The 17452-nt window shown below is 70.5% G+C and carries 35 protein-coding genes and 1 pseudogene; 34 read left to right on the top strand and 2 right to left on the bottom strand.

Annotated features, from left to right (window positions below; all coding sequences use genetic code 11):
* Both MF672_RS39130 and MF672_RS39125 read right to left on the bottom strand, forming a co-directional pair.
* A complete protein-coding gene (locus MF672_RS39130) occupies nucleotides 1-351 on the bottom strand; it encodes a hypothetical protein (RefSeq protein WP_242375292.1) in 351 nt (116 codons plus the stop codon).
* 223 nt (nucleotides 352-574) lie between these two features.
* Entirely contained in the window at nucleotides 575-805 is a 231-nt protein-coding gene (locus tag MF672_RS39125; protein WP_242375291.1) for a hypothetical protein, read from the bottom strand.
* 519 nt (nucleotides 806-1324) lie between these two features.
* Between MF672_RS39125 and MF672_RS52305 the strand changes: the two are divergent.
* From MF672_RS52305 to MF672_RS38960, 34 genes and pseudogenes are all read left to right on the top strand, one after another.
* Nucleotides 1325-1471: pseudogene (locus tag MF672_RS52305) on the top strand (hypothetical protein); the annotation flags it as partial.
* Between the two features lie 60 nt (nucleotides 1472-1531).
* The gene (locus MF672_RS39120) at nucleotides 1532-1717 is read left to right on the top strand and encodes a helix-turn-helix domain-containing protein (RefSeq protein WP_242375290.1); all 186 of its coding nucleotides are present in this window, start codon (nucleotides 1532-1534) and stop codon (nucleotides 1715-1717) included.
* A gap of 19 nt (nucleotides 1718-1736) precedes the next feature.
* A complete protein-coding gene (locus MF672_RS39115; RefSeq protein ID WP_242375289.1) occupies nucleotides 1737-1940 on the top strand; it encodes a hypothetical protein in 204 nt (67 codons plus the stop codon).
* An 87-nt stretch (nucleotides 1941-2027) separates the two neighbouring features.
* Complete coding sequence (locus MF672_RS39110; RefSeq protein WP_242375288.1) at nucleotides 2028-2453, top strand: hypothetical protein; 426 nt, start codon at nucleotides 2028-2030, stop codon at nucleotides 2451-2453.
* Nucleotides 2450-2761, top strand: coding sequence for a hypothetical protein (locus tag MF672_RS39105; protein WP_242375287.1), 312 nt, complete (start codon nucleotides 2450-2452; stop codon nucleotides 2759-2761). The genes MF672_RS39110 and MF672_RS39105 overlap by 4 nt, the downstream gene beginning before the upstream one ends.
* Complete coding sequence (locus MF672_RS39100) at nucleotides 2761-3084, top strand: hypothetical protein (protein WP_242375286.1); 324 nt, start codon at nucleotides 2761-2763, stop codon at nucleotides 3082-3084. Before MF672_RS39105 ends, MF672_RS39100 begins: the two co-directional genes overlap by 1 nt.
* Nucleotides 3084-3428, top strand: a complete 345-nt coding sequence (locus tag MF672_RS39095; RefSeq protein WP_242375285.1) for a hypothetical protein — start codon at nucleotides 3084-3086, stop codon at nucleotides 3426-3428. The genes MF672_RS39100 and MF672_RS39095 overlap by 1 nt, the downstream gene beginning before the upstream one ends.
* Nucleotides 3428-3670, top strand: a complete 243-nt coding sequence (locus tag MF672_RS39090) for a hypothetical protein (protein WP_242375284.1) — start codon at nucleotides 3428-3430, stop codon at nucleotides 3668-3670. Before MF672_RS39095 ends, MF672_RS39090 begins: the two co-directional genes overlap by 1 nt.
* The gene (locus MF672_RS39085) at nucleotides 3670-3924 is read left to right on the top strand and encodes a hypothetical protein (RefSeq protein ID WP_242375283.1); all 255 of its coding nucleotides are present in this window, start codon (nucleotides 3670-3672) and stop codon (nucleotides 3922-3924) included. The genes MF672_RS39090 and MF672_RS39085 overlap by 1 nt, the downstream gene beginning before the upstream one ends.
* Nucleotides 3921-4382 carry a hypothetical protein gene (locus MF672_RS39080; protein WP_242375282.1) on the top strand — a complete coding sequence of 154 codons (462 nt, stop codon included), beginning with the start codon at nucleotides 3921-3923 and terminating at the stop codon, nucleotides 4380-4382. Before MF672_RS39085 ends, MF672_RS39080 begins: the two co-directional genes overlap by 4 nt.
* A complete protein-coding gene (locus MF672_RS39075; protein WP_242375281.1) occupies nucleotides 4379-4747 on the top strand; it encodes a hypothetical protein in 369 nt (122 codons plus the stop codon). Before MF672_RS39080 ends, MF672_RS39075 begins: the two co-directional genes overlap by 4 nt.
* A complete protein-coding gene (locus tag MF672_RS39070; protein WP_242375280.1) occupies nucleotides 4744-5088 on the top strand; it encodes a hypothetical protein in 345 nt (114 codons plus the stop codon). The genes MF672_RS39075 and MF672_RS39070 overlap by 4 nt, the downstream gene beginning before the upstream one ends.
* A 115-nt stretch (nucleotides 5089-5203) precedes the next feature.
* Complete coding sequence (locus MF672_RS39065) at nucleotides 5204-5401, top strand: hypothetical protein (RefSeq protein WP_242375279.1); 198 nt, start codon at nucleotides 5204-5206, stop codon at nucleotides 5399-5401.
* Nucleotides 5398-6279 carry a PD-(D/E)XK nuclease-like domain-containing protein gene (locus MF672_RS39060; protein ID WP_242375278.1) on the top strand — a complete coding sequence of 294 codons (882 nt, stop codon included), beginning with the start codon at nucleotides 5398-5400 and terminating at the stop codon, nucleotides 6277-6279. The genes MF672_RS39065 and MF672_RS39060 overlap by 4 nt, the downstream gene beginning before the upstream one ends.
* On the top strand, nucleotides 6276-7412 hold the full coding sequence (locus MF672_RS39055; RefSeq protein ID WP_242375277.1) for a hypothetical protein: 1137 nt from the start codon (nucleotides 6276-6278) through the stop codon (nucleotides 7410-7412). The genes MF672_RS39060 and MF672_RS39055 overlap by 4 nt, the downstream gene beginning before the upstream one ends.
* Complete coding sequence (locus MF672_RS39050) at nucleotides 7412-7621, top strand: hypothetical protein (RefSeq protein WP_242375276.1); 210 nt, start codon at nucleotides 7412-7414, stop codon at nucleotides 7619-7621. Before MF672_RS39055 ends, MF672_RS39050 begins: the two co-directional genes overlap by 1 nt.
* Nucleotides 7618-8442: an exonuclease domain-containing protein gene (locus MF672_RS39045; RefSeq protein WP_242375275.1), complete on the top strand. Its 825-nt coding sequence runs from the start codon at nucleotides 7618-7620 to the stop codon at nucleotides 8440-8442. Before MF672_RS39050 ends, MF672_RS39045 begins: the two co-directional genes overlap by 4 nt.
* Nucleotides 8439-8951, top strand: a complete 513-nt coding sequence (locus MF672_RS39040; RefSeq protein WP_242375274.1) for a hypothetical protein — start codon at nucleotides 8439-8441, stop codon at nucleotides 8949-8951. The genes MF672_RS39045 and MF672_RS39040 overlap by 4 nt, the downstream gene beginning before the upstream one ends.
* Nucleotides 8948-9256 carry a hypothetical protein gene (locus MF672_RS39035; RefSeq protein ID WP_242375273.1) on the top strand — a complete coding sequence of 103 codons (309 nt, stop codon included), beginning with the start codon at nucleotides 8948-8950 and terminating at the stop codon, nucleotides 9254-9256. The genes MF672_RS39040 and MF672_RS39035 overlap by 4 nt, the downstream gene beginning before the upstream one ends.
* On the top strand, nucleotides 9253-9486 hold the full coding sequence (locus MF672_RS39030; protein ID WP_242375272.1) for a hypothetical protein: 234 nt from the start codon (nucleotides 9253-9255) through the stop codon (nucleotides 9484-9486). Before MF672_RS39035 ends, MF672_RS39030 begins: the two co-directional genes overlap by 4 nt.
* Entirely contained in the window at nucleotides 9486-9728 is a 243-nt protein-coding gene (locus MF672_RS39025; RefSeq protein WP_242375271.1) for a hypothetical protein, read from the top strand. The genes MF672_RS39030 and MF672_RS39025 overlap by 1 nt, the downstream gene beginning before the upstream one ends.
* A complete protein-coding gene (locus MF672_RS39020) occupies nucleotides 9728-10330 on the top strand; it encodes a RuvC family protein (RefSeq protein ID WP_242375270.1) in 603 nt (200 codons plus the stop codon). Before MF672_RS39025 ends, MF672_RS39020 begins: the two co-directional genes overlap by 1 nt.
* Nucleotides 10327-10767 carry a helix-turn-helix transcriptional regulator gene (locus tag MF672_RS39015; protein WP_242375269.1) on the top strand — a complete coding sequence of 147 codons (441 nt, stop codon included), beginning with the start codon at nucleotides 10327-10329 and terminating at the stop codon, nucleotides 10765-10767. The genes MF672_RS39020 and MF672_RS39015 overlap by 4 nt, the downstream gene beginning before the upstream one ends.
* Nucleotides 10764-11105, top strand: coding sequence for a hypothetical protein (locus tag MF672_RS39010; protein ID WP_242375268.1), 342 nt, complete (start codon nucleotides 10764-10766; stop codon nucleotides 11103-11105). Before MF672_RS39015 ends, MF672_RS39010 begins: the two co-directional genes overlap by 4 nt.
* Nucleotides 11102-12244: a ParB/RepB/Spo0J family partition protein gene (locus tag MF672_RS39005; RefSeq protein ID WP_242375267.1), complete on the top strand. Its 1143-nt coding sequence runs from the start codon at nucleotides 11102-11104 to the stop codon at nucleotides 12242-12244. Before MF672_RS39010 ends, MF672_RS39005 begins: the two co-directional genes overlap by 4 nt.
* Nucleotides 12241-12399, top strand: a complete 159-nt coding sequence (locus tag MF672_RS39000) for a hypothetical protein (protein WP_242375266.1) — start codon at nucleotides 12241-12243, stop codon at nucleotides 12397-12399. Before MF672_RS39005 ends, MF672_RS39000 begins: the two co-directional genes overlap by 4 nt.
* Nucleotides 12396-12761, top strand: a complete 366-nt coding sequence (locus MF672_RS38995; protein ID WP_242375265.1) for a YfdP family phage-associated protein — start codon at nucleotides 12396-12398, stop codon at nucleotides 12759-12761. The genes MF672_RS39000 and MF672_RS38995 overlap by 4 nt, the downstream gene beginning before the upstream one ends.
* Nucleotides 12762-12764: 3 nt before the next feature.
* Nucleotides 12765-13637, top strand: a complete 873-nt coding sequence (locus tag MF672_RS38990) for a DUF2303 family protein (RefSeq protein ID WP_242375264.1) — start codon at nucleotides 12765-12767, stop codon at nucleotides 13635-13637.
* Nucleotides 13637-13999: a hypothetical protein gene (locus MF672_RS38985; RefSeq protein ID WP_242375263.1), complete on the top strand. Its 363-nt coding sequence runs from the start codon at nucleotides 13637-13639 to the stop codon at nucleotides 13997-13999. Before MF672_RS38990 ends, MF672_RS38985 begins: the two co-directional genes overlap by 1 nt.
* On the top strand, nucleotides 13996-14349 hold the full coding sequence (locus tag MF672_RS38980) for a hypothetical protein (protein WP_242375262.1): 354 nt from the start codon (nucleotides 13996-13998) through the stop codon (nucleotides 14347-14349). Before MF672_RS38985 ends, MF672_RS38980 begins: the two co-directional genes overlap by 4 nt.
* Nucleotides 14346-14753, top strand: a complete 408-nt coding sequence (locus MF672_RS38975) for a winged helix-turn-helix domain-containing protein (RefSeq protein ID WP_242375261.1) — start codon at nucleotides 14346-14348, stop codon at nucleotides 14751-14753. Before MF672_RS38980 ends, MF672_RS38975 begins: the two co-directional genes overlap by 4 nt.
* Complete coding sequence (locus MF672_RS38970) at nucleotides 14750-15205, top strand: SLOG family protein (RefSeq protein ID WP_242375260.1); 456 nt, start codon at nucleotides 14750-14752, stop codon at nucleotides 15203-15205. Before MF672_RS38975 ends, MF672_RS38970 begins: the two co-directional genes overlap by 4 nt.
* Nucleotides 15202-15579, top strand: coding sequence for a hypothetical protein (locus tag MF672_RS38965; protein WP_242375259.1), 378 nt, complete (start codon nucleotides 15202-15204; stop codon nucleotides 15577-15579). The genes MF672_RS38970 and MF672_RS38965 overlap by 4 nt, the downstream gene beginning before the upstream one ends.
* Before the next feature lie 37 nt (nucleotides 15580-15616).
* Entirely contained in the window at nucleotides 15617-17116 is a 1500-nt protein-coding gene (locus tag MF672_RS38960) for an AAA family ATPase (protein ID WP_242375258.1), read from the top strand.
* The last annotated feature ends 336 nt before the right edge of the window (nucleotides 17117-17452 follow it).

Here is a 17452-nt window from a genome sequence, read left to right as displayed (position 1 = left end):
CTACGCGACGTGCCGTGGGTGTCGCCGGCGAAGGAGCGGCAGTCTGCTCTGCACTTCGCCCAGGACGAGGGTGGCGTGCGCCTCGAGGTGGCGGGCCATCTCGGGCTTGATCAGTTCACGCGGCATGAGGACGTCGATGAAGGGCCCGGAGAAGTCGGCGGCGAGCAGGTCGCTGCCGGTGAGCGAGGGATCCCGGTGGATCCGTACTCGGTCTGGTGAGATGGCCGGGGACTGGATGGCGTTGAAGGCGAGGTTGCCGAGCGTGGTGAGTTGCGGGACTAACAGGGGGTCGATGAGGTCTTCGTCGACGGCCCACAGCATGGTGCCGCGGCGGGTGAAGTGGAAGACCACCGGCTGCCAGCAGAGGCGTTCGCCGGGTAGTGCACGGAACCGGACCGTTCCAGGAGCGAGGAGCTGGGGTCGTTCGGGTGGTGCAAGTGCCATGAGGATCATCACCGTTGACTTTCCGGGCTTGCATTCGTGCCGGATAAGTGTGACCCGTCAGACAACGGTATGGTTGAAAAATCTTCAGCCGCGTTAGCGCATAGTATCCGTTACGCTACATTTCGGGATTTCAGTCCTCCTCGTCGAGATCGCGCGCGAGCTGCTGCGCCATCCTGATGAACCGCGCACGTCGCCGGTCCGACCACTCGGCCGGGACACTCAAAGTCACGAACGTCCCTCCTCCGGTGTCCACCTTGAGGACTTCCCCCAGGTCGAGCCACTGGATAGCGGCCATGCGCTGCATCTCCGCCAACCGCCGGCGGTAATCCTCCAGGCTCTCGGTGATGGTCTCGCCCGGCATTCCCGCAGCTAGGGCGCGTAGCCTCCACATCTCCGGCGCGCGAGGCACCCGGTGAGTCACTAGATCGCCGATGTAGGTGTGGTTCAGGACCTGTTGCGTCTCTGGGTCGCGACACTGCGCAGCGAACGCGCGCCTGCTCAGCCCTGACCGCGCCAGGTACGCCTGGACGTAGTCGCTGAGGGGGTGCTCACTTGCGGTGTCCTCGATGTCTCGCGGCGGCATCGTGGCGCCTCTCGTTAGCCCTCGCCTTTACTGCTGCACCCTGCTGCCAGTCACGCCTGTTGGATTCTTCTGTCAACGCGCGCCGACAGCAGTATCCATGAGTCTGCCCAGACAACAAGATCGTAGTAATGAAACCAGATCCACCCGGATAGGTGGCCGGATACGGCCACCCCGCTAGACAACAAGACCTGCCATGCCTAAGCTGTTGGAAAATTCTTCCAACGTCTCAGGAGGTACCAGCAAGTGCCAGGGCGTCCCGAGCGAGTCCTCCGCAGCCGCACCCTGCTGCGCGAACTGATGGCGGCGGGGCGCCACAACACCGTCACCCTCGCACACCAGATCGGCGTCCCCAAGCAGCTCATCTCCTACCTGACCTCCGGCGCTCGCACCTCATGCAGCGCCGCCACCGCAGAGCGGATCGCGGCCGCTCTCGGATGCCAGGAGGACACCCTTTTTTCGAATCCACTGGCAGAAGAATCTTCCACCAGCAGAGAGGAGGGAGAGATGGTTCACACGATCAACGAGGCCGGCGAGGCGCTGCGGGTGTCCAGGTCCACGGTCTACCGGCTGATCAGCAAGGGCGACTTGTACACCACGGACGTGTCGCCGACCGGAAGCAAGAAGCCGATGACGCGCGTGCCCGACTCCGCGATCCAGGCGTTCCTCGCCAAGCGCACTGCCCAGACCTGATCCCCCGGAGGAGTTCCGCATGCTCACCACCGCTCAGCGCGCCGCCAGCTACCTGGCCCAGACCGGCCGCGCGGACCTGACGCCGCGCCAGGCGCGTCGGCTCCGCCGGAAGGCGCGGCACCAGGACGCGTGCGCCGCGGGCCGACGCGCGTTCCGGTCGGCCGCCCGCGCGAGGACCCGGGAGGCGCGCGCCCGGCGCGCGCTGCTGCCGCTGTCCCGCTGATTCAGCGGGCCCCCGACCCGGATGCAGCCGGACGAGGGCCCAGTACCCCCACCCGCTCTAGAGACTCAACGAGAGGAGCAGATGGAGATGACCTCCATCATCCCAGACCAGCCCGCCCCCAGCGAGCGCGCGCTGTCCACGATCGAGGCCCACGTCGATGGGCTCAAGCGCATCGCGGCGTTCCTGCGGACCACGCCGGACCTGCCCTACCTGGACGCCCTCACAGTCCACGACTCGGGCAGCGTCTCCCTCTTCCTCGTCCACTCGAAGGACGCTCGGGAGACCATCACGACCTGGATGCTCCACGCGATCGACGCTGGCGCGCTGGTCGAGCCGTACGAGGAGCACGGCCTCGGCGGGGTGACGCTGTACTTCGGCGCCGCGCCCATGCAGGTCTACACGCACGCCGCCTACGTCTCCGACCTCGTGGTGGTCACGACGGAGACGCACAAGCTGACCATCGAAATCCCCGAGCACGCCCGCCGCGAGCAGCCCGCCGGCGGTGCGCGGTGACCGTCCTCTCCTTCCCGAACCGGGCCGCCGTGCGCCCCGCCGCGGCCGAGGACGCCATGCACTTCGTGACCATCGAGCCCGTCACGGCCGACGACCCCGAGCACTACACCTCCATCTGGGACACCCCGCCCCGTCTGCACATCGCCGAGCACCGTCCGGGCTGGCCGGTCGTGTCGCACGGCACGGAGGGGTGGATCGCGCTGGCCGAGATGCCGGGGTACGCCCGCCGGGTGGCCGCCCGGGTGGGGGCGGAGTACGTGGAGCCGGTCGACGCGCTGGCGGTCGAGCTGCTCGGGGTGAGCGCGTGATGGCCGGACCCGTCCTGAACGCCCGCATCGGTGACCGCGGCAGGCAGCCCCTGGCCATCAGGCTCAGCGTCAGCCGCCGCTACAACGACCCGCTCGCTCCGTATATCAGCGCCATCGAAGCCGACGTCCCCTACCCGGGTGGACCTCTGGTTTCTCGTGCGCTGCTGGTGCTGCCGGACGGCATGACTGACCACGTGAACGCGGTGGCGCTGGAGTTCACCGAGACCCGCGACGTGGACGCCTTGATGGAGCTGCTGCCGGAGCTGCGCCGCCTGCTGGCCCAGCGGTACCCGTCGGAAGACGAGATGGAGGCGCCGTACTGATGGCCACGACGATCACCGCCGCCACCATCGGCCCCGTCCTCCGGACCGCCGCCGACTGGGTCGCCGGACTCACCCATTACCGCGTGTCCCGGAACGAAGTGCACGCCGCCCTCCGCCAGGCAGCCGAGCAGGACTTCAACGTGGCCGACGCCGCGCTGAACGCCCTCGCCACGCACATGGCCGCGCACGGGGACGACCCCCAGTGGTTGAACCGCCATGCGCAACTGCGTCCGCGCGACGACTTCGCCCGGTTGATGCGGGCGGCGGCCGACGCCGCCGATGTCACGCCGTTCGACTGGACGTCCCGCCCGCAGATCGTGCCCGTGCAGAGGGGTGAGTGCTGATGGCGCCCATCGACCACACCGGCCCCGGCCACCCCGACGTCCACCTCACCCTCGCCGAGATGCAGCCCGACGGCGGCGCGGTCTTCCAGACCTGGACCATCTGCGGCTGCACCGTCGGACGGCTCCGGGCCCACCTCGGCACACCGCATCAGGAGTCCGTGCAGACGCTGGAGTCGCTCCGGGCGACCGGCCGCGCGGTGCTGCAGACGCCCGGCGCGATCCACCTCGGGGAGGACCTGTGATGGCCGTGGACCTGATCGCCTGCCAGGTCGTCTCCGTGCCCAGCTGGAACGACGGCGAGCCCGTCCGCATCCAGGCCGCCCACGTCCACGCGGGGAAGGTCGCCGTGCGCTGGCAGGACGCCCGCTGCTGCGGCGCGATCCACGCCGACTGGGTCGAGCAGGGCATGCACGTGGACCTCATCTCCGGAGGCTGCCTCCGCCGGCCTGCGCCCCAGCCGGTCCTCGCGGCCGTCCCCGAGGGCGGTAGCCGATGAACCCGACCGACATGCCCCGGGACACCGCCGTGGCGATCTCCCGCGAGACGTTGGAGGAGTTCGACCTCCACCGCGTTGGCGACATGACCCGCCCCACGATGGCGTACTGGCTCGGCCAGCTCTCGGCCGCCGTCCGCGCCCTGCTGGCACACGCCGAGCCCGTCGAGGACCAGGTGCCCGACGAGGTCAGCCGCTACGGCGCCGAGCTCGACCGCCTCGCCGACCGCTGGCGCGTCCTCGAAGACCAGCACGACCTGATCCATCCGAACCGCAGCGACTGTGGCGGGGTCGGCGGCTGCCCGATGATGTTCGCTGCCCACGACCTCACCAGCCAGATGAAAGACCAGATGGAGGACTGGCGGGGGGCCCTGGCGATCAGTGAGGGAACCCGCCACTGCGGCTGCGACCACCATGGCGACCACGCTGGGTGCGACGCGGACTGCGAGTGTGCCCGGTGAGCCGCCACACGCCCGACGGGTTCGACTCCCAGACCCAGGCCGACTGGTACGGCGGCCAGTTCAAGGAGCCCAAGCGGCGCGGCCGGCCGCGCAAGCCCGCGACCGCCGCCGCTGCGGCTGAGCCGCTGCCGCCGGTCGGCAACCCCGCCTGGGGTGTGCCGATCTACGGCAAGGACCTACGCATCGGCGACTTCCTGGTGCACCTGCACCGCGACTTCGAGACGCGGCGCATCACCCGGTTCGAGCCGTACAAGGGCGGCCTGCCGCTGGCGTCGGGCGCGCGGACGGCGTGCTCCGGCCGCTGGGAGATCGCGGTGGGGCCGTACCAGATCGTCCGCATCCTGCCCAGGGACGGTGCCCAATGACCGGCCCCGAGCACTACCACGAGGGCGAGCGACTCCTGCAGGAGTCTCAAACCGAGGAAGCTCCTGAGTGGGTCATGGCCCGTGCGCAGCAGGCACAGGCGCACTTCGCCGCCGCCGACGCCGCAGCGACCGCCCTGGCTGCCGCGCTGCCGCTCATCGGCGACGACCAGCAGGTCACCGACTGGGCCAAGGCCATCGGCGTCACCTTCACCACCCCCGACCTCGTCCGCATCGACGACGCGCTCGCCCTCCTCGACCAGCTCGGCCAGGAAGGGCTGATCGTGCCGGTGACGGCGGAGCGGCTGCGCGAGGTGCTCCGGCGCAGGAACGGGGCCGCGTGATGGCCAAGAAGAAGACGCCGTCGCTGCCCTGGCTGCCGCCCGGCACCCCGTCCACCTGGATCTGCCCCCGAGGCCACATCAACCCCCGCTCCACCACCACCTGCGGGAGCTGCCGATGAGCACCTTCGAACCCGAATGGCCGGGCCTGCCATCCGAGGACGAGATCTCCGAATACCTCGCCACCGCCGGATGCGACGACCCGTACGACCCGTTCCCCACCAGCCGCCGGCCCCGCCGCCCGTCCTGGCGGGGCGGGCCCCGCCTGTCCCACGCCGAAGAGCGCGACTACCTCGACGAACAGGACGACCAGTGACCGCCACCCTCGACCGGCTCGGCGCCGGCGTCTACGACCACATCGACGAGGACACCTACCACAGCGACCCCGTCCCCGGCGGGTCGCTGTCCTCCTCCGGCGCCCGGCTGCTCCTCCAGCCGGGCGGCCCGGCCAAGTACCGGTGGCAGGCCGACAACCCGCCCGGCCCCAAGAAGGTGTTCGAGCTGGGCAGCGCCGCGCACAAACTGGTGCTCGGCGCGGGCCCAGAACTGGTACGCATCGACGCGGACGAGTGGCGCACCAACAAGATCAAGGCCGAGGTCGCCGAAGTGCGCGAGCGCGGAGCCATCCCGCTCAAGCCCGCCGACTGGGACCAGATCCACGGCATGGCCAACGCCATCCGACGCCACCCCCTCGCCGGCCCCCTGTTCGACCCCGCCAACGGCGAGCCGGAGAAAACGTTCATCTGGCAGGACCCCGACACCGGGGTGTGGCGGCGCTCCCGGCTCGACTGGGTCCCGTACCGCACCGCTGGACGGTTCGTGGTAGCCGACTACAAGACCACCACCGACGCGTCGCCGCACGCCGCCGCCAAGGCCATCGCGAACCACGGCTACTTCATGCAAGACCCCTGGTACCGCGACGCCGTCACCGCGGCCGGCCTCGACGACGACCCGCTGTTCGCCTTCTGCTTCCAGGAGAAGACCCCGCCGTACCTGATCAACGTCGTCGCGCTCGACCCCAGCGACGTCGAGACCGGCCGCGAACGCAACCGGCGCGCCCTCGACCTCTACGCGACATGCGCCGCCACCGGCATCTGGCCTGGCTACGGCGACGAGATCGCCCCCATCATCCTGCCCCGCTGGACCACCGACGCATGGTCCGCCACCGACGTCATCACCGAGGAAATCCAGTGACCGAACTCGCCATCCCCAACCAGCAGCGCGGCCACGAGCTGGCCGTCGCCCAGCCGAGCCCGCTCGTGCAGTTCGCCATGGAAGCACAGCAGGCCGAGCAGATCGCCAACGTGCTCGCCCGCTCCAGCTTCATCCCGGCCACCCTGCGCGGGAAGCCGCAGGAGATCACCGCCGCCATCCTCGCCGGGCAGGAGCTCGGTCTGCCGCCGATGGCCACCCTGCGCAGCATCGACATCATCCAGGGCACGCCGGGCCTGCGCGCCCACGCCATGCGCGGCCTGGTCCAGTCGCACGGCCACACGGTGCAGGTCGTCGAGTCCTCCGACACCCGCTGCGTGATGCGTGGCAAGCGCAAGGGCGAGACCGAGTGGCAGCAGGTCGAATGGGACCTCGAACGAGCCACGCTCCTGGGACTCACCGGCAAGAGCGAGTGGAAGCGGCAGCCGCGCACGATGCTCGTCGCCCGCGCCACCGGCGAGATCTGCCGCCTCATCGCCGCCGACGTGCTGTACGCGATGCCGTACGCGTCGGAGGAGCTCGACACCGAGACGCAGTACAGCGCCGAGGTGACGGTGAACGGCCGGGCCACCGCCGCCGACATCATCCGCCGCGAGACCTCGCCCCCGCCCGGCGAAGCGCAAGCGGCCACCGCGCCGGCACCGGCCGCCACGGCGCAGCTCCGCGAGATCAGCATGCTGATGACCGCGTGCGGCATCACCGCCCACACCGGCAAGGGCTCGACCGCGCTGAACGAGAAGGCCCGCTTCGAGTGGCTCAGCGACTTCCTCGCCCGGCCTATCGAGGGCACCACGAAGACCCTCACCACCGATGAGGCCGACCGCGTGCTCGCCGAGCTGCGGGCCCGCCAGCTCGAGATCGCCCAGCAGCGCGCCGAGCTGGAGAAGCAGATCGGCAGGCTGTTCGACGGCATGGACAAGCCCATGAGCGGAGCGGACCGGCTGCGCGACCTGTCGCTGCTGCTGGACCGGACGATCAGCGGCCCGGCGGACCTGTCGGACCAGGAGCTGTCCGAGGTGGCCGCGATCCTGGCGGACTGCCAGGGCCAGACGGCGGCGTGGGACGCGGCCCTTCAGGCGGCGCAGGAGCAGCGCCAGCAGGGCGGCGGCGAGTGATGGACGCCTGGATCGTGCGCCTGCCGGTCAACGACAACCACCACGCCTGCTACGGCCCCTTCACCGACGAGGAGGAGGCCAACAAGTTCGCCGCGTTCATGACGGCTGAGGTGGACCCGGCGTTCGTGGAGCCTCTGTGCACCGCCGCCTCCGAGCTGCTCGCCTGGCGCACCAACGTGGCGCTTCCCCGGATGGACGGTGGCCGATGACACCCTGGCCCCTCTCCAGACTCTCGGCCTTCGACCTAGAGACAACCGGCACGGACCCCGAGGAGGCGCTGATCGTCGAGGCGTACCTCGGGTACATCGGCGGCGGCCTCGCGACCATCGACCACAAACCGCTCCTCGCCGCCGTCGAGTGCCCCGAGGAAGCGTCGAAGATCCACGGCTACACGTCGGCGTACCTGGCCGAGCACGGCCAGCCCGCCGAAGTCGTCGTCGAGCACACCGCCGTACGGGTCGCCGAGGCCATCAACCAGCGGGTGCCGCTCGTCGGCCACAACATCGTCTACGACCTCACCGTCCTGGACCGCGAGTGCCGCCGCCACGGCTACCCGACGGTCGAGGAGTGCACGGGCGGCGTGATCGGGCCGGTCATCGACACGAAGCTCCTGTCGAAACAGGTCGATCCGTGGCGGCGCCGCGTCTCGGAGGAGCAGGGCGCGCACGCGCTGAAGACGTGCGCCGAGGTGTTCAAGGTGGAGTGGTCCGACGACGACGCGCATGGTGCCCGGTACGACGCGCTGATCTCGGCGCGGGTCGCGTACAAGATCGGCTTCTACGCGTTCCACCCGGACAAGCGGCCTCGCCTGTCGGGGTGGAAGGACGAACGCTGGCGGTTCGACGCGCTCGCGGTGGACCTGCCGGAGCTGTTCGCCCGGCAGAAGCAGTGGGCGGCTGAGCAGGCGCTGTCCTACCAGGAGTATCTCCGCAGCCCGAAGGCCAAGGAGCAGCAGGACCCGAACGCCGTGATCTCGACGGCGTGGCCCGTTACCCCGTTCGCTGATGAGAGGGCGGAGGCTGCCCGATGACGTACGAATCCCGCGCCTATGACAACGAGCACGGGGACCCGGTCGTTGTCCTGGTCGTCACCGGCACCCACGACGTTTCCCGCATCGTCAACCTGCTGGCCGGTAACCGCATGGCCCTGTGCGAGCACATGGGCGTGTCCGAGCAGATCCTCCGCCAGGTCAGGCGGCACAACGGCGGCAGGGCCGCGCTCAAGCTGCTGGCCGCCCACGGCGGACCGGACCTGACGCAGACGGAGATCGCGCGCGTCACCGCCCAGGAGTACCACGCCAGCCGGGACAACGTCACAGGCCAGGTCGAGCTGACGATCGGCGGCCCCGAGGGCACTGTCGTCATCGACCTCGGGGAGGACGGCGACGAGATCCTCCTCGGGCTGCTCGACATCGGCCAGGACGACCCCGACGAGGAGCCGCTCATTGACCCGGACTGCCGGGACGGCAAGTGCGGATCCTGCGTCGGCGGCCCCTGCGAGCACGACTGCCACCAGGCGGGAAGCGAGGCGGCTCGGTGAACGTCTTCGACCCCCAGGCCCAGGCCGACCTCGTCCCGCTGGCGGAGTCCGACGACCTGCTCGTCAAGCTCCGCCGCTGGACCGTCACCGCCGACGCGACCGCTGACGAGCTGGCCAAGCGCGGCGGGCAGGAGCGGGAGACGGCCGCCCGGCACATGGAGGCGGCGGCCCGGTACGACGAGCAGGCGGTCGCCGCCCGCGCGAGGGCTGACGAGCTGCGCGAGGTGATCGCGATCGTTGAGGAGCGCCGCTGGAAGGCGGCGGGTGGCGAGTCCGATGGTGGGCCTCTGGCAGGTGTGTCGTGAACGCCCCGTACCTGCTGTGCGCGGGGGCGTGCGCTGCCGCCGCCCTCGCCGCCTACATCGGCCACCTCGCCAGCCCGACCATGCGCTCCCGGCGCGCGCAGCGCCGCCGCTGGGCCCGGCTGTCCGCGCACCGGATGACCGTCGCCGGCCAGCTCGCGCGCGACCCGGACCTGTGGGAGCGCTGGTGGACCGAGCACCAGCTGGACGACGTGCTGCGCGGGGGTGCGTGATGCACCCGTACTACGAGGACGCCGCCCGCCGGGCCTTCCACGAGGAGGTCGCCGACGTCGAGCCGCGCTACGTGCTGCCGCAGATCCTGACCGGCGCGCGCCGTCGTGAGGCGTGGCTGCTCGCGCTCACCGCGACGATCGGCGCGCTGCTGATCCTGGCTGGGCTGCTGCTCCTGACGTGGGGCCAGGAGCAGCCCCCGGCCGCCCCCAAGACCATCTCAACGCGCCCATGGGAGGCGTGATGCACACCCAGACGTCCGGGGCCCCCGCCATCGGGGCTGGGGCCCCGGCCCCAACACCGCGAGTGATCGGCCTCGACCTATCGCTCACCTCACCCGGCATCGCCTTCAGCGACGGCTCCACCACCACCCTCAAGACCAAAGACAGCGACGGCGACCACCGGCTCACGCACATCCGCCGCTTCGTCGCCCTCGCCGTCGGCGGCCCCCAGTTCATGGACAACCCCAACGCAACGCCAGCCGCCCTGGTCGTCATCGAGGACCTCCCCATGCACGCCAAGTCGGCCGGGATCACCGGCATGGTCCACGGCGTGGTCCGAGAACTCCTCGCCGAGGCTGGAGTCCCGTACGCCCGGGTGATCCCGTCCACGCTGAAGAAATACGCGACCGGCAGCGGCGGCGCGGACAAGACGGCCATGGCGATGGCCGCGTACAAGCGCGCCAGCCGCGAGTTCCCCGGAGACAAGGGCGGCGACCAGTGCGACGCCTGGTGGCTGCGCGCGGCCGGCCTCGACATCCTCGGACATCCGCTGTTCACGCTGCCCAAGGACCAGCGCGCCGCCCTCGACAAGGTGGCCTGGCCCAAGGCGGTGACGACGCCGTGACCCAGCCCATCCACCTCCAACTCCGCGCCCTCCGCCGCGAAATGCGCCTCCGCCGGAAAGACCTCGCAGCCCAGATCGGCGTCTACTACAACACCATCAGCTCCTGGGACACCGGACGCAAAGCCCCCTTCACCCACCACGCCCACGCCTACGCCCGCGCCGTCCACCACCACCTCGTCGCCATCGACCCCACCGGCACCATCGTCGGCAACCTCATCGACCTGATGCCAAAGCTCCCCGCCATGCGACGCCAGCGAGGCCTCAGCCAGCAGATGCTGAGCCACCACCTCCGGACCACCAAGAGCGCCGTGAGCAGCCTCGAGGTGCGCATCCACGCCGGCGACAGCATCCTGCTCACCACCCTCGAGGGATACCTCCTCGGCTTCAACCTCAGCATGGCCCTGGTGCCCGCCGAGCGGGCGGAGCGTGCGGCATGAGCGAGCGCCCCATCATCACCTGCGCCTGCTGCAACCGCACCGGCCGCCACCACGGCCGCCGCCTCATCGCCTCGTGCTACACCCGCCGCCAGCGCAACGGCTCCATGCAGCTGTTCCCCAAGGTCACCCCCAACAACCCATGGCAGCCCACCAGCAGGCACGGTCGGCGCATGCCGGCCCGCTACCAGGCCCTCGCCGCTGTCCGTCCGCCGCTCAGCAAGCGGACCATCGCTCTTGAACTGGGCGTCAGCGTGCGCAGCGTCGAGCGCTACGCCGCCGCTTCCCGCGCCCAGCAGGCCACCAACCAACCCCCGCAGCCGCGAACGGAGGCGGCATGACCACCACCGCCACAACCACGACCACGATGCCCGATCAGACCGCCCGCGTCCTCGCGCTCCTCGTCGCTGGCCACACCATGCAAGCCGTCGCCACCCGGTCGGGCTGGCCCATCGGCGCCGTGCGCAAGACCATCAGCCAACAGCCCGGCTGGATGATCGACAAGAACGGCCGCGTCTACCACCCCGGCCGCCCCAAGTACCGGGCGCAGCTGCCCGACGGCGTCCCCGCCGAGCTGCTCGACTGGGCCCGCGGCCTGCTCGCAGAAGCCGAAGCGCCCCGCACCATCCAGTTCCAGGAACCCGCCCCACCCACCACCCCGCCCACGCCCAAGACAGCGGCGCCGCGACCCGCCCCGGCCGCCCCAGCCAAGGCCCCGCCCGTGACCGGCCGGTCCGCCATCGACGGCACCCTCGTCACCGACCTGCCCCTCAACCGCATCCACGACCACCCCGGCAACATCCGCGACGACCTCGGCGACCTCACCGAACTCGCCGCCAGCATCGCCGCGCAGGGACTGCTGCAGCCCGTCACCGTCCGCCCCCTACCCGGCAAGCCCGACGAGTACGAACTCCTCGCCGGCCACCGCCGCCGCGCCGCCGCCGCGCGCGCGGGCCTCACCTCTCTGCCTGCCGTGATCCGCCACGACGTGGACGACGCCGCAGCGGTCGAGGTCATGCTGGTCGAGAACATCCAACGCCGCGACCTGAACCCGATGGAGAAGGCAGAGGCCCTCGGCCGCCTCCGCGATCAGGGTTACTCCGGGGCGCTCATCTCCGCCCGCACCGGCATCCCGCAGGGGTCGGTGTCGGCGTCGCTGGCGCTGCTCGAGCTGGACGACGCGAGCAAGGAACGGGTCCGCTCCGGCGAGCTGTCCGCGACGGACGCGATCAACGCGGTGCGCCGGCTGCGGAAGAAGGCCCGCGAGGCGCGCGCCGCCGGGTCGGCGGTGCAGGCGTGGTCGTGGGAGCCGGACTACCTGACCAAGACCCACCCGCTGGCGAAGAAGGCCGCGCGGCTGTGCCAGGCGCGCGAGCACACCACGCGCCGGCGGATCGGGCAGACGGCGTGCGGCCAGTGCTGGGAGTCGGTGATCCGCGCGGACGAGCGCGTGGTGATCGCCGCCGAGGCGGACGAATGACCGCCTGCTGCCGGTGCGTCCCGGCCACCCGCGCCGCCGACGACACCGGCGACCACTGCATCACCGCCGGCTGCGCCTACTGCCTGAACGGCTGCCCCGCCGACGGCATCCCCTGCTGCCAGACCTCCACCACTCCACCGGAAGGAACCACGTGACCGACACCCCCGACGAGCCCGGCCAGGTCCGGCCCTTCGCCGCCATGCTCCAGGAAATCCAAGGCGGCGCCGTCGCCGACGAAGCAGCCGACCTCCTCCAGCAGCTCGTCACCGCCGTCACCGACATCGGCAAGAAGGGCCACCTGGTTCTCACCATCACCGTGCAACCCCTCAAGGGCAACGCCAGCGCCCTCAACGTCGCCGGCGAGGTCGTCCTCAAGGCGCCCCGCCCCGAGCCCGCCGCCGGGGTCTTCTTCTTCGACACCAGCGGCAACCTCATGCGCGACAACCCCCGCCAGGCCACCATCCCCGGCCTGCGCGAAGTCGGAAAGCCCAACTACGACAACGTCAGGACGGTCTGACCCGTGCCCACCAGCGACTCCACCCGCACCGAGAACGACGCCGTCATCCAGATCGCGCAGGAAGCCGCCCGCGCCGAATCCGACGGCGTCCTCCTCGAGCCCGGCAACATCTACGCCTTCCCCACCACCGCCGGCCCCAAGCTCCTCGACCTCGGCACCGACGCCTACCTCGACCGCCTCCACACCCCGCAGCGCAAGCGCGGCACCACCACCGTCGAGGACGTCGCCTCCTTCCTCGCCTACTACCGCAAGCACGCCGACGACTCCACCGAGACCTACGTCAACGTCAACCAGCTCCGCATCACCGCCATCCTCAACGCCCACAGCGCCGACGGCCCCCGCTGGGGCGACCACCGCCTCACCCTCCAGCTCCGCACCACCCGCGCCTGGCAGGCATGGACCACACACGACGGCCGCTGGCTCCAGCAGCGCGAGTTCGCCGAGCACATCGAGGAGCGGCTCGAGGACATCCGCGAGCCGGCCGCCGCCGAGATGCTGGAGCTGGCCCAGTCGTTCCAGGCCAAGACGACCGTGAAGTTCAACTCGGGGACCCGCCTCGCGTCCGGCGACATGAACCTCACCTGGGAGGAGACGACCGACGCCACGGCCGGCGCGAAGGGCCAGATCAAGATCCCGGCCACGTTCAAGCTCGCGATCCCCTGCCTCGACCTGCCCGTCGTCGAGGGCGACGAGCAGGTGGTGTACGGCATCGAGGCCCGGTTCCGGTACCGGATCGAGCGCGGCGGCGGCCTGAACATCGGCTACCTGCTCAACGACCCGGCGCCGGTGCTGCGCGACGCCGTGCTCGCCGTCGTCAAGCAGGTCGAGGACGCGCTGAAGACGCAGGTCCTGCGCGGCACCCCGGCGGGTGCGTGATGCTGCTCGACTGGCTCCGCACCCGGCGCGACCTCCTCGCCGAGCTGAACACCGCCCGCGCACGCAACGCCCAGGCCGACCTCGAACTCGACGACCTCGCCGACGAGAACCACAGCCTCAAGCGGCAACTCATCGACGCCCGCATCGAGGCGATGGCGGTCAAGGAGGAGGCCGACGAGCACCGCGCCGAGCTCGCCGAAGCCCGGCCGGAGCTCGCCCGTCTGAGGGCCGAACTCGCCGAGCTCAAGACCAGCCCGCTGTACCAGCAGCTACAGGACGCTCAGCGGCACGCCGCGTCGCTGGCCGCGCGGCTGGACGAGATCACCCAGCGCAGCATCGCCCAGGACGTGCCCCTCCGATGACGCAGCCCTGCGGGCAATGGAACGGCGCCGCAGCCACCCACTGCGGCGCCACCCCAGCGCGCCACTACCTCCCCGGCTGGCGGTGCGCGGCGCACACGCCAGCCGCGCTCGCCGGGCAGCCCGAGCCAGGCCAGAGCGCGTACTGCGCTCCGGCCCGCTGCTACTGCGGAGAGCACCCCTGGTGGACGCCGGACACCACCTACACCGCCATCGCCGTCGAGTCGTGGACGACCGACGCCCGCGCCATCGCCTCCGGCAAGCGCCGCGCCAGCCCCAGCGTTCAGGCCGCCGCCAAGCAGACCGTGGCCGACCAGCAAGCCCGCGAAACCCGACTCAGGAGATCCACATGACCCCGCCGCCCGTGCGCATCGACGCGCTCGCCCGCCGGGCCTACCTCGGCGACCAGCCCCTCCAGCTCGGGCCGCTCGAGTACGCCGCCCTCGCCTGCCTCGCAGCCAACGCCGGCGAGATCGTCACCCCCGACGCCCTCGCCCGCCACCTCGACAGCGAGGACACCGCGGTCCGGCAGCTGATCTACAACCTGCGCAAGAAGCTCGGCGACACGCTGCCGCACACCTACGTCAAGAGCGTGTACGGCCGCGGCTGGCTCATCCCGTTCGAGATGGTCGTCTCGTTCACGTGCGAGCGGTTCGAGGTCGCGGGCCGCCAGTACGAGGCGATCAGCTGGGACCGGCGCCCCTCGACGGCGGGGACACACTCGTTCGTGGTGACGGCGCGCGAGGTGACCGGGTGACGTACCGCATCCTCATCACCGGCAGCCGCACCTGGTCGGACGAAAGCGCAATCTGGGACGCCATCACCGACGCCATCGACCAGGCCGCCGCCCGCGGCGAGCGCGAATTCGTCGTCGTCCACGGCCACTGCCCGCGCGGTGCCGACGCCATCGCCGACTTCTACTGCGAGGACCAGGCCGGCTGGCGCGACAACATGGGCCAGGCCCTGGCCGTCGAACGCCACCCCGCCGCCTGGGCCAGCTGCGGACCCAACTGCCGGGACTCCCACCGCCGCCCCGGCCGCCACGGCACCACCTACTGCCGCTACGCCGGACACGCCCGCAACCAGGCGATGGTCAACCTCGGCGCGGACGTGTGCCTGGCCTTCATCAAGAACCGCTCCCGCGGCGCGACCGACTGCGCCCGCCGGGCCCGCGCCGCTGGCATCCCCGTGAAGGAGTGGCACGTATGACCCGCCAGCTCGCCCTCTTCACTCCCGCGCCGCGCAAGCCGCCGACGGTCTGGGGCGTGCAGCTCAACGAGGTACGCCTCTACCACGCCGCTCCGAACGCTATGAACTGGTGGCTGCCCTACCGTCACCGCTTCGACACCAGCGGCCAGGTGCAGATCCTCACCACGACCCTCGGCGGCCAGGTCATCCAGATCGGCCCGTACACCGACCGCGACGACGCCGACTTCATCGCTGCTCACCTCGTCGAGCAGGGCGTCCCTCTGACGGCCGTCAAGACCAGCCCGTGGTCCACGCCTAAGGAGTATGCCGCAACGGTCGAGGCCCAGCGTGCCGCGCGCAGGCAGCGAAGACAGGGCCTGCCCCCGACACCCTGACCACCCACCGAGCAGCACCAGCACCAAGGGGACCCGGTTGACCAACCACGAGCAGGACCCTCCGCAAGACCCGCTCTGGGACCTCGACGCCGAGGAGGCCATCCTCGGCACGTGCATGACGACCCCCTACATCGTCCAGCACGTCCGCGCCGTACTCCCCGAACCCCGAGCTTTCCTCCGCGGCCACCACCAAACCATCTACGCCGCCATCCTCGACCTCGACCAGAACGGCCACCCCACCGACCCCGTCGCCGTCAAGGACTACCTCCAACGCGCAGGCACCTTCCACAAGGTCATCGAGGGCAACCCCGCCTACCTGCACGACCTCATGACCCGCGGCATCTACGCCGGCGACATCACCCACCACGCCGGCATCGTCGCCCGCCACTGGCGCAACCGCGAAAGCATCGCACGGCTCCAACGCGCCATCCGCGAAATCCACGGCCAGGACCCCGACGACAGCCCCGACCGGCTGCGCGACCTCGGCGAACACCTCATCAAAACCGCCGACGACCTCACCACCGGCACCCCCGGCAACCAGCTCGCCGAACGGTTCCCCCGCGTCGACTGGCTCGACGCCCTCACCGCCGACTACTCCGACATCGACTGGCTGCCCGGCCGCTGGCTCGAACGCGGCCAGCAGGTCGCCCTCGTCGGCGACGGCAAGGTCGGCAAGTCCCTGTTCGTGCTCGACTGGATCTGGCGAGCCATCACCGGCCGGCCCGCCCTCGGCGACATCCGCCGCGAACCCATCCGCGTGCTCTACTTCGACCGCGAGAACAGCCAGCGGGACATCGCGACCCGGCTCGGCGCGCTCGGCGCCACCGCCGACGACTTCGAGGTCCTGCAGGACCGGGTGGACTACCGGCTGTTCCCGCCGTTCTCCGGGGCGCTGAACGCATCCGACACCGCGGCGCGGGAGATGCTCGCCATCGTGGCCGACACCCGGCCCGACGTGGTCGTCCTCGACACCGTGAGCCGGTTCATCGCCGGCAAGGAAAACGACAGCGACACCTGGCTGGACCTGTACCGGCGCATCCACGAGCCGCTGAAGGGCCAGGGCATCGCGTCGATCCGGCTGGACCACTTCGGCAAGGACATGGAGAAGGGCTCCCGCGGGTCCAGCGCGAAGACGCAGGACGTGGATCACGTGTGGGAGCTGACCGCCTATGACGAGATGCGGACGTACAGCGAGAACGTCGAGGCGGTCACGACCAGGTTGAAGATGCTGCGCACGCACACCCGGACGGGCCTGGGCGACGACGTGTTCCACCTGACGCGGCGGGGCGAGAAGGAGCGGGGCGGGGCGTGGCTGGCGGGCCGTACGCGGCATGAGCTGACGGACGCCACGGAGGCGGACGCGCACCGGTTGAAGATCCAGACGTTCGTGGACGAGTTGATGATGCGCGGGGTTCCGGCGGGGCTCGGGCGGGATGCGTTGAGGGTCTGGGCGAAGCAGAACAACGTTCCGTTGCCGGGTAAGACGGCGGCTCTTCAGGAGGTCGTGACGGCGTTGAAGGTGGCTCAGAAATCATGATCAGGAGCGTTCGAATGATGACCGTTTTGTCTCGAAAAACCTGTACCCGTCACACTCGCCTGTTGACCTGTTCCCTTGACTGTTCCCAACTGTTCCCACACCCCACAAACCCCCAGGTCACAGCCGTTCCCTTGACTGTTCCCACTGTGCCCCGGCTGACCTGTTCCCTGTTCCCTCCCTCTATAGGGAGGGAACAGGGAACAAGCCCCGGGAACAGCCACCCCCAAACCAAGATCAAAAACCCGTCCGGCGGTGCATGAACATGGCCCGCCGAACCCCCACGATCGACCCCGCGCAGCCATCACTCTTCGACCCCGAACCAACCGCGCCACCGCC

Origin of the sequence: Actinomadura luzonensis, from assembly GCF_022664455.2 — a bacterium.
GTDB classification, from domain to species: Bacteria; Actinomycetota; Actinomycetes; order Streptosporangiales; family Streptosporangiaceae; genus Nonomuraea; species Nonomuraea luzonensis.
Note: the sequence above shows the minus strand (reverse complement) of the source record. Positions and strands in the feature narration are given on the sequence as shown.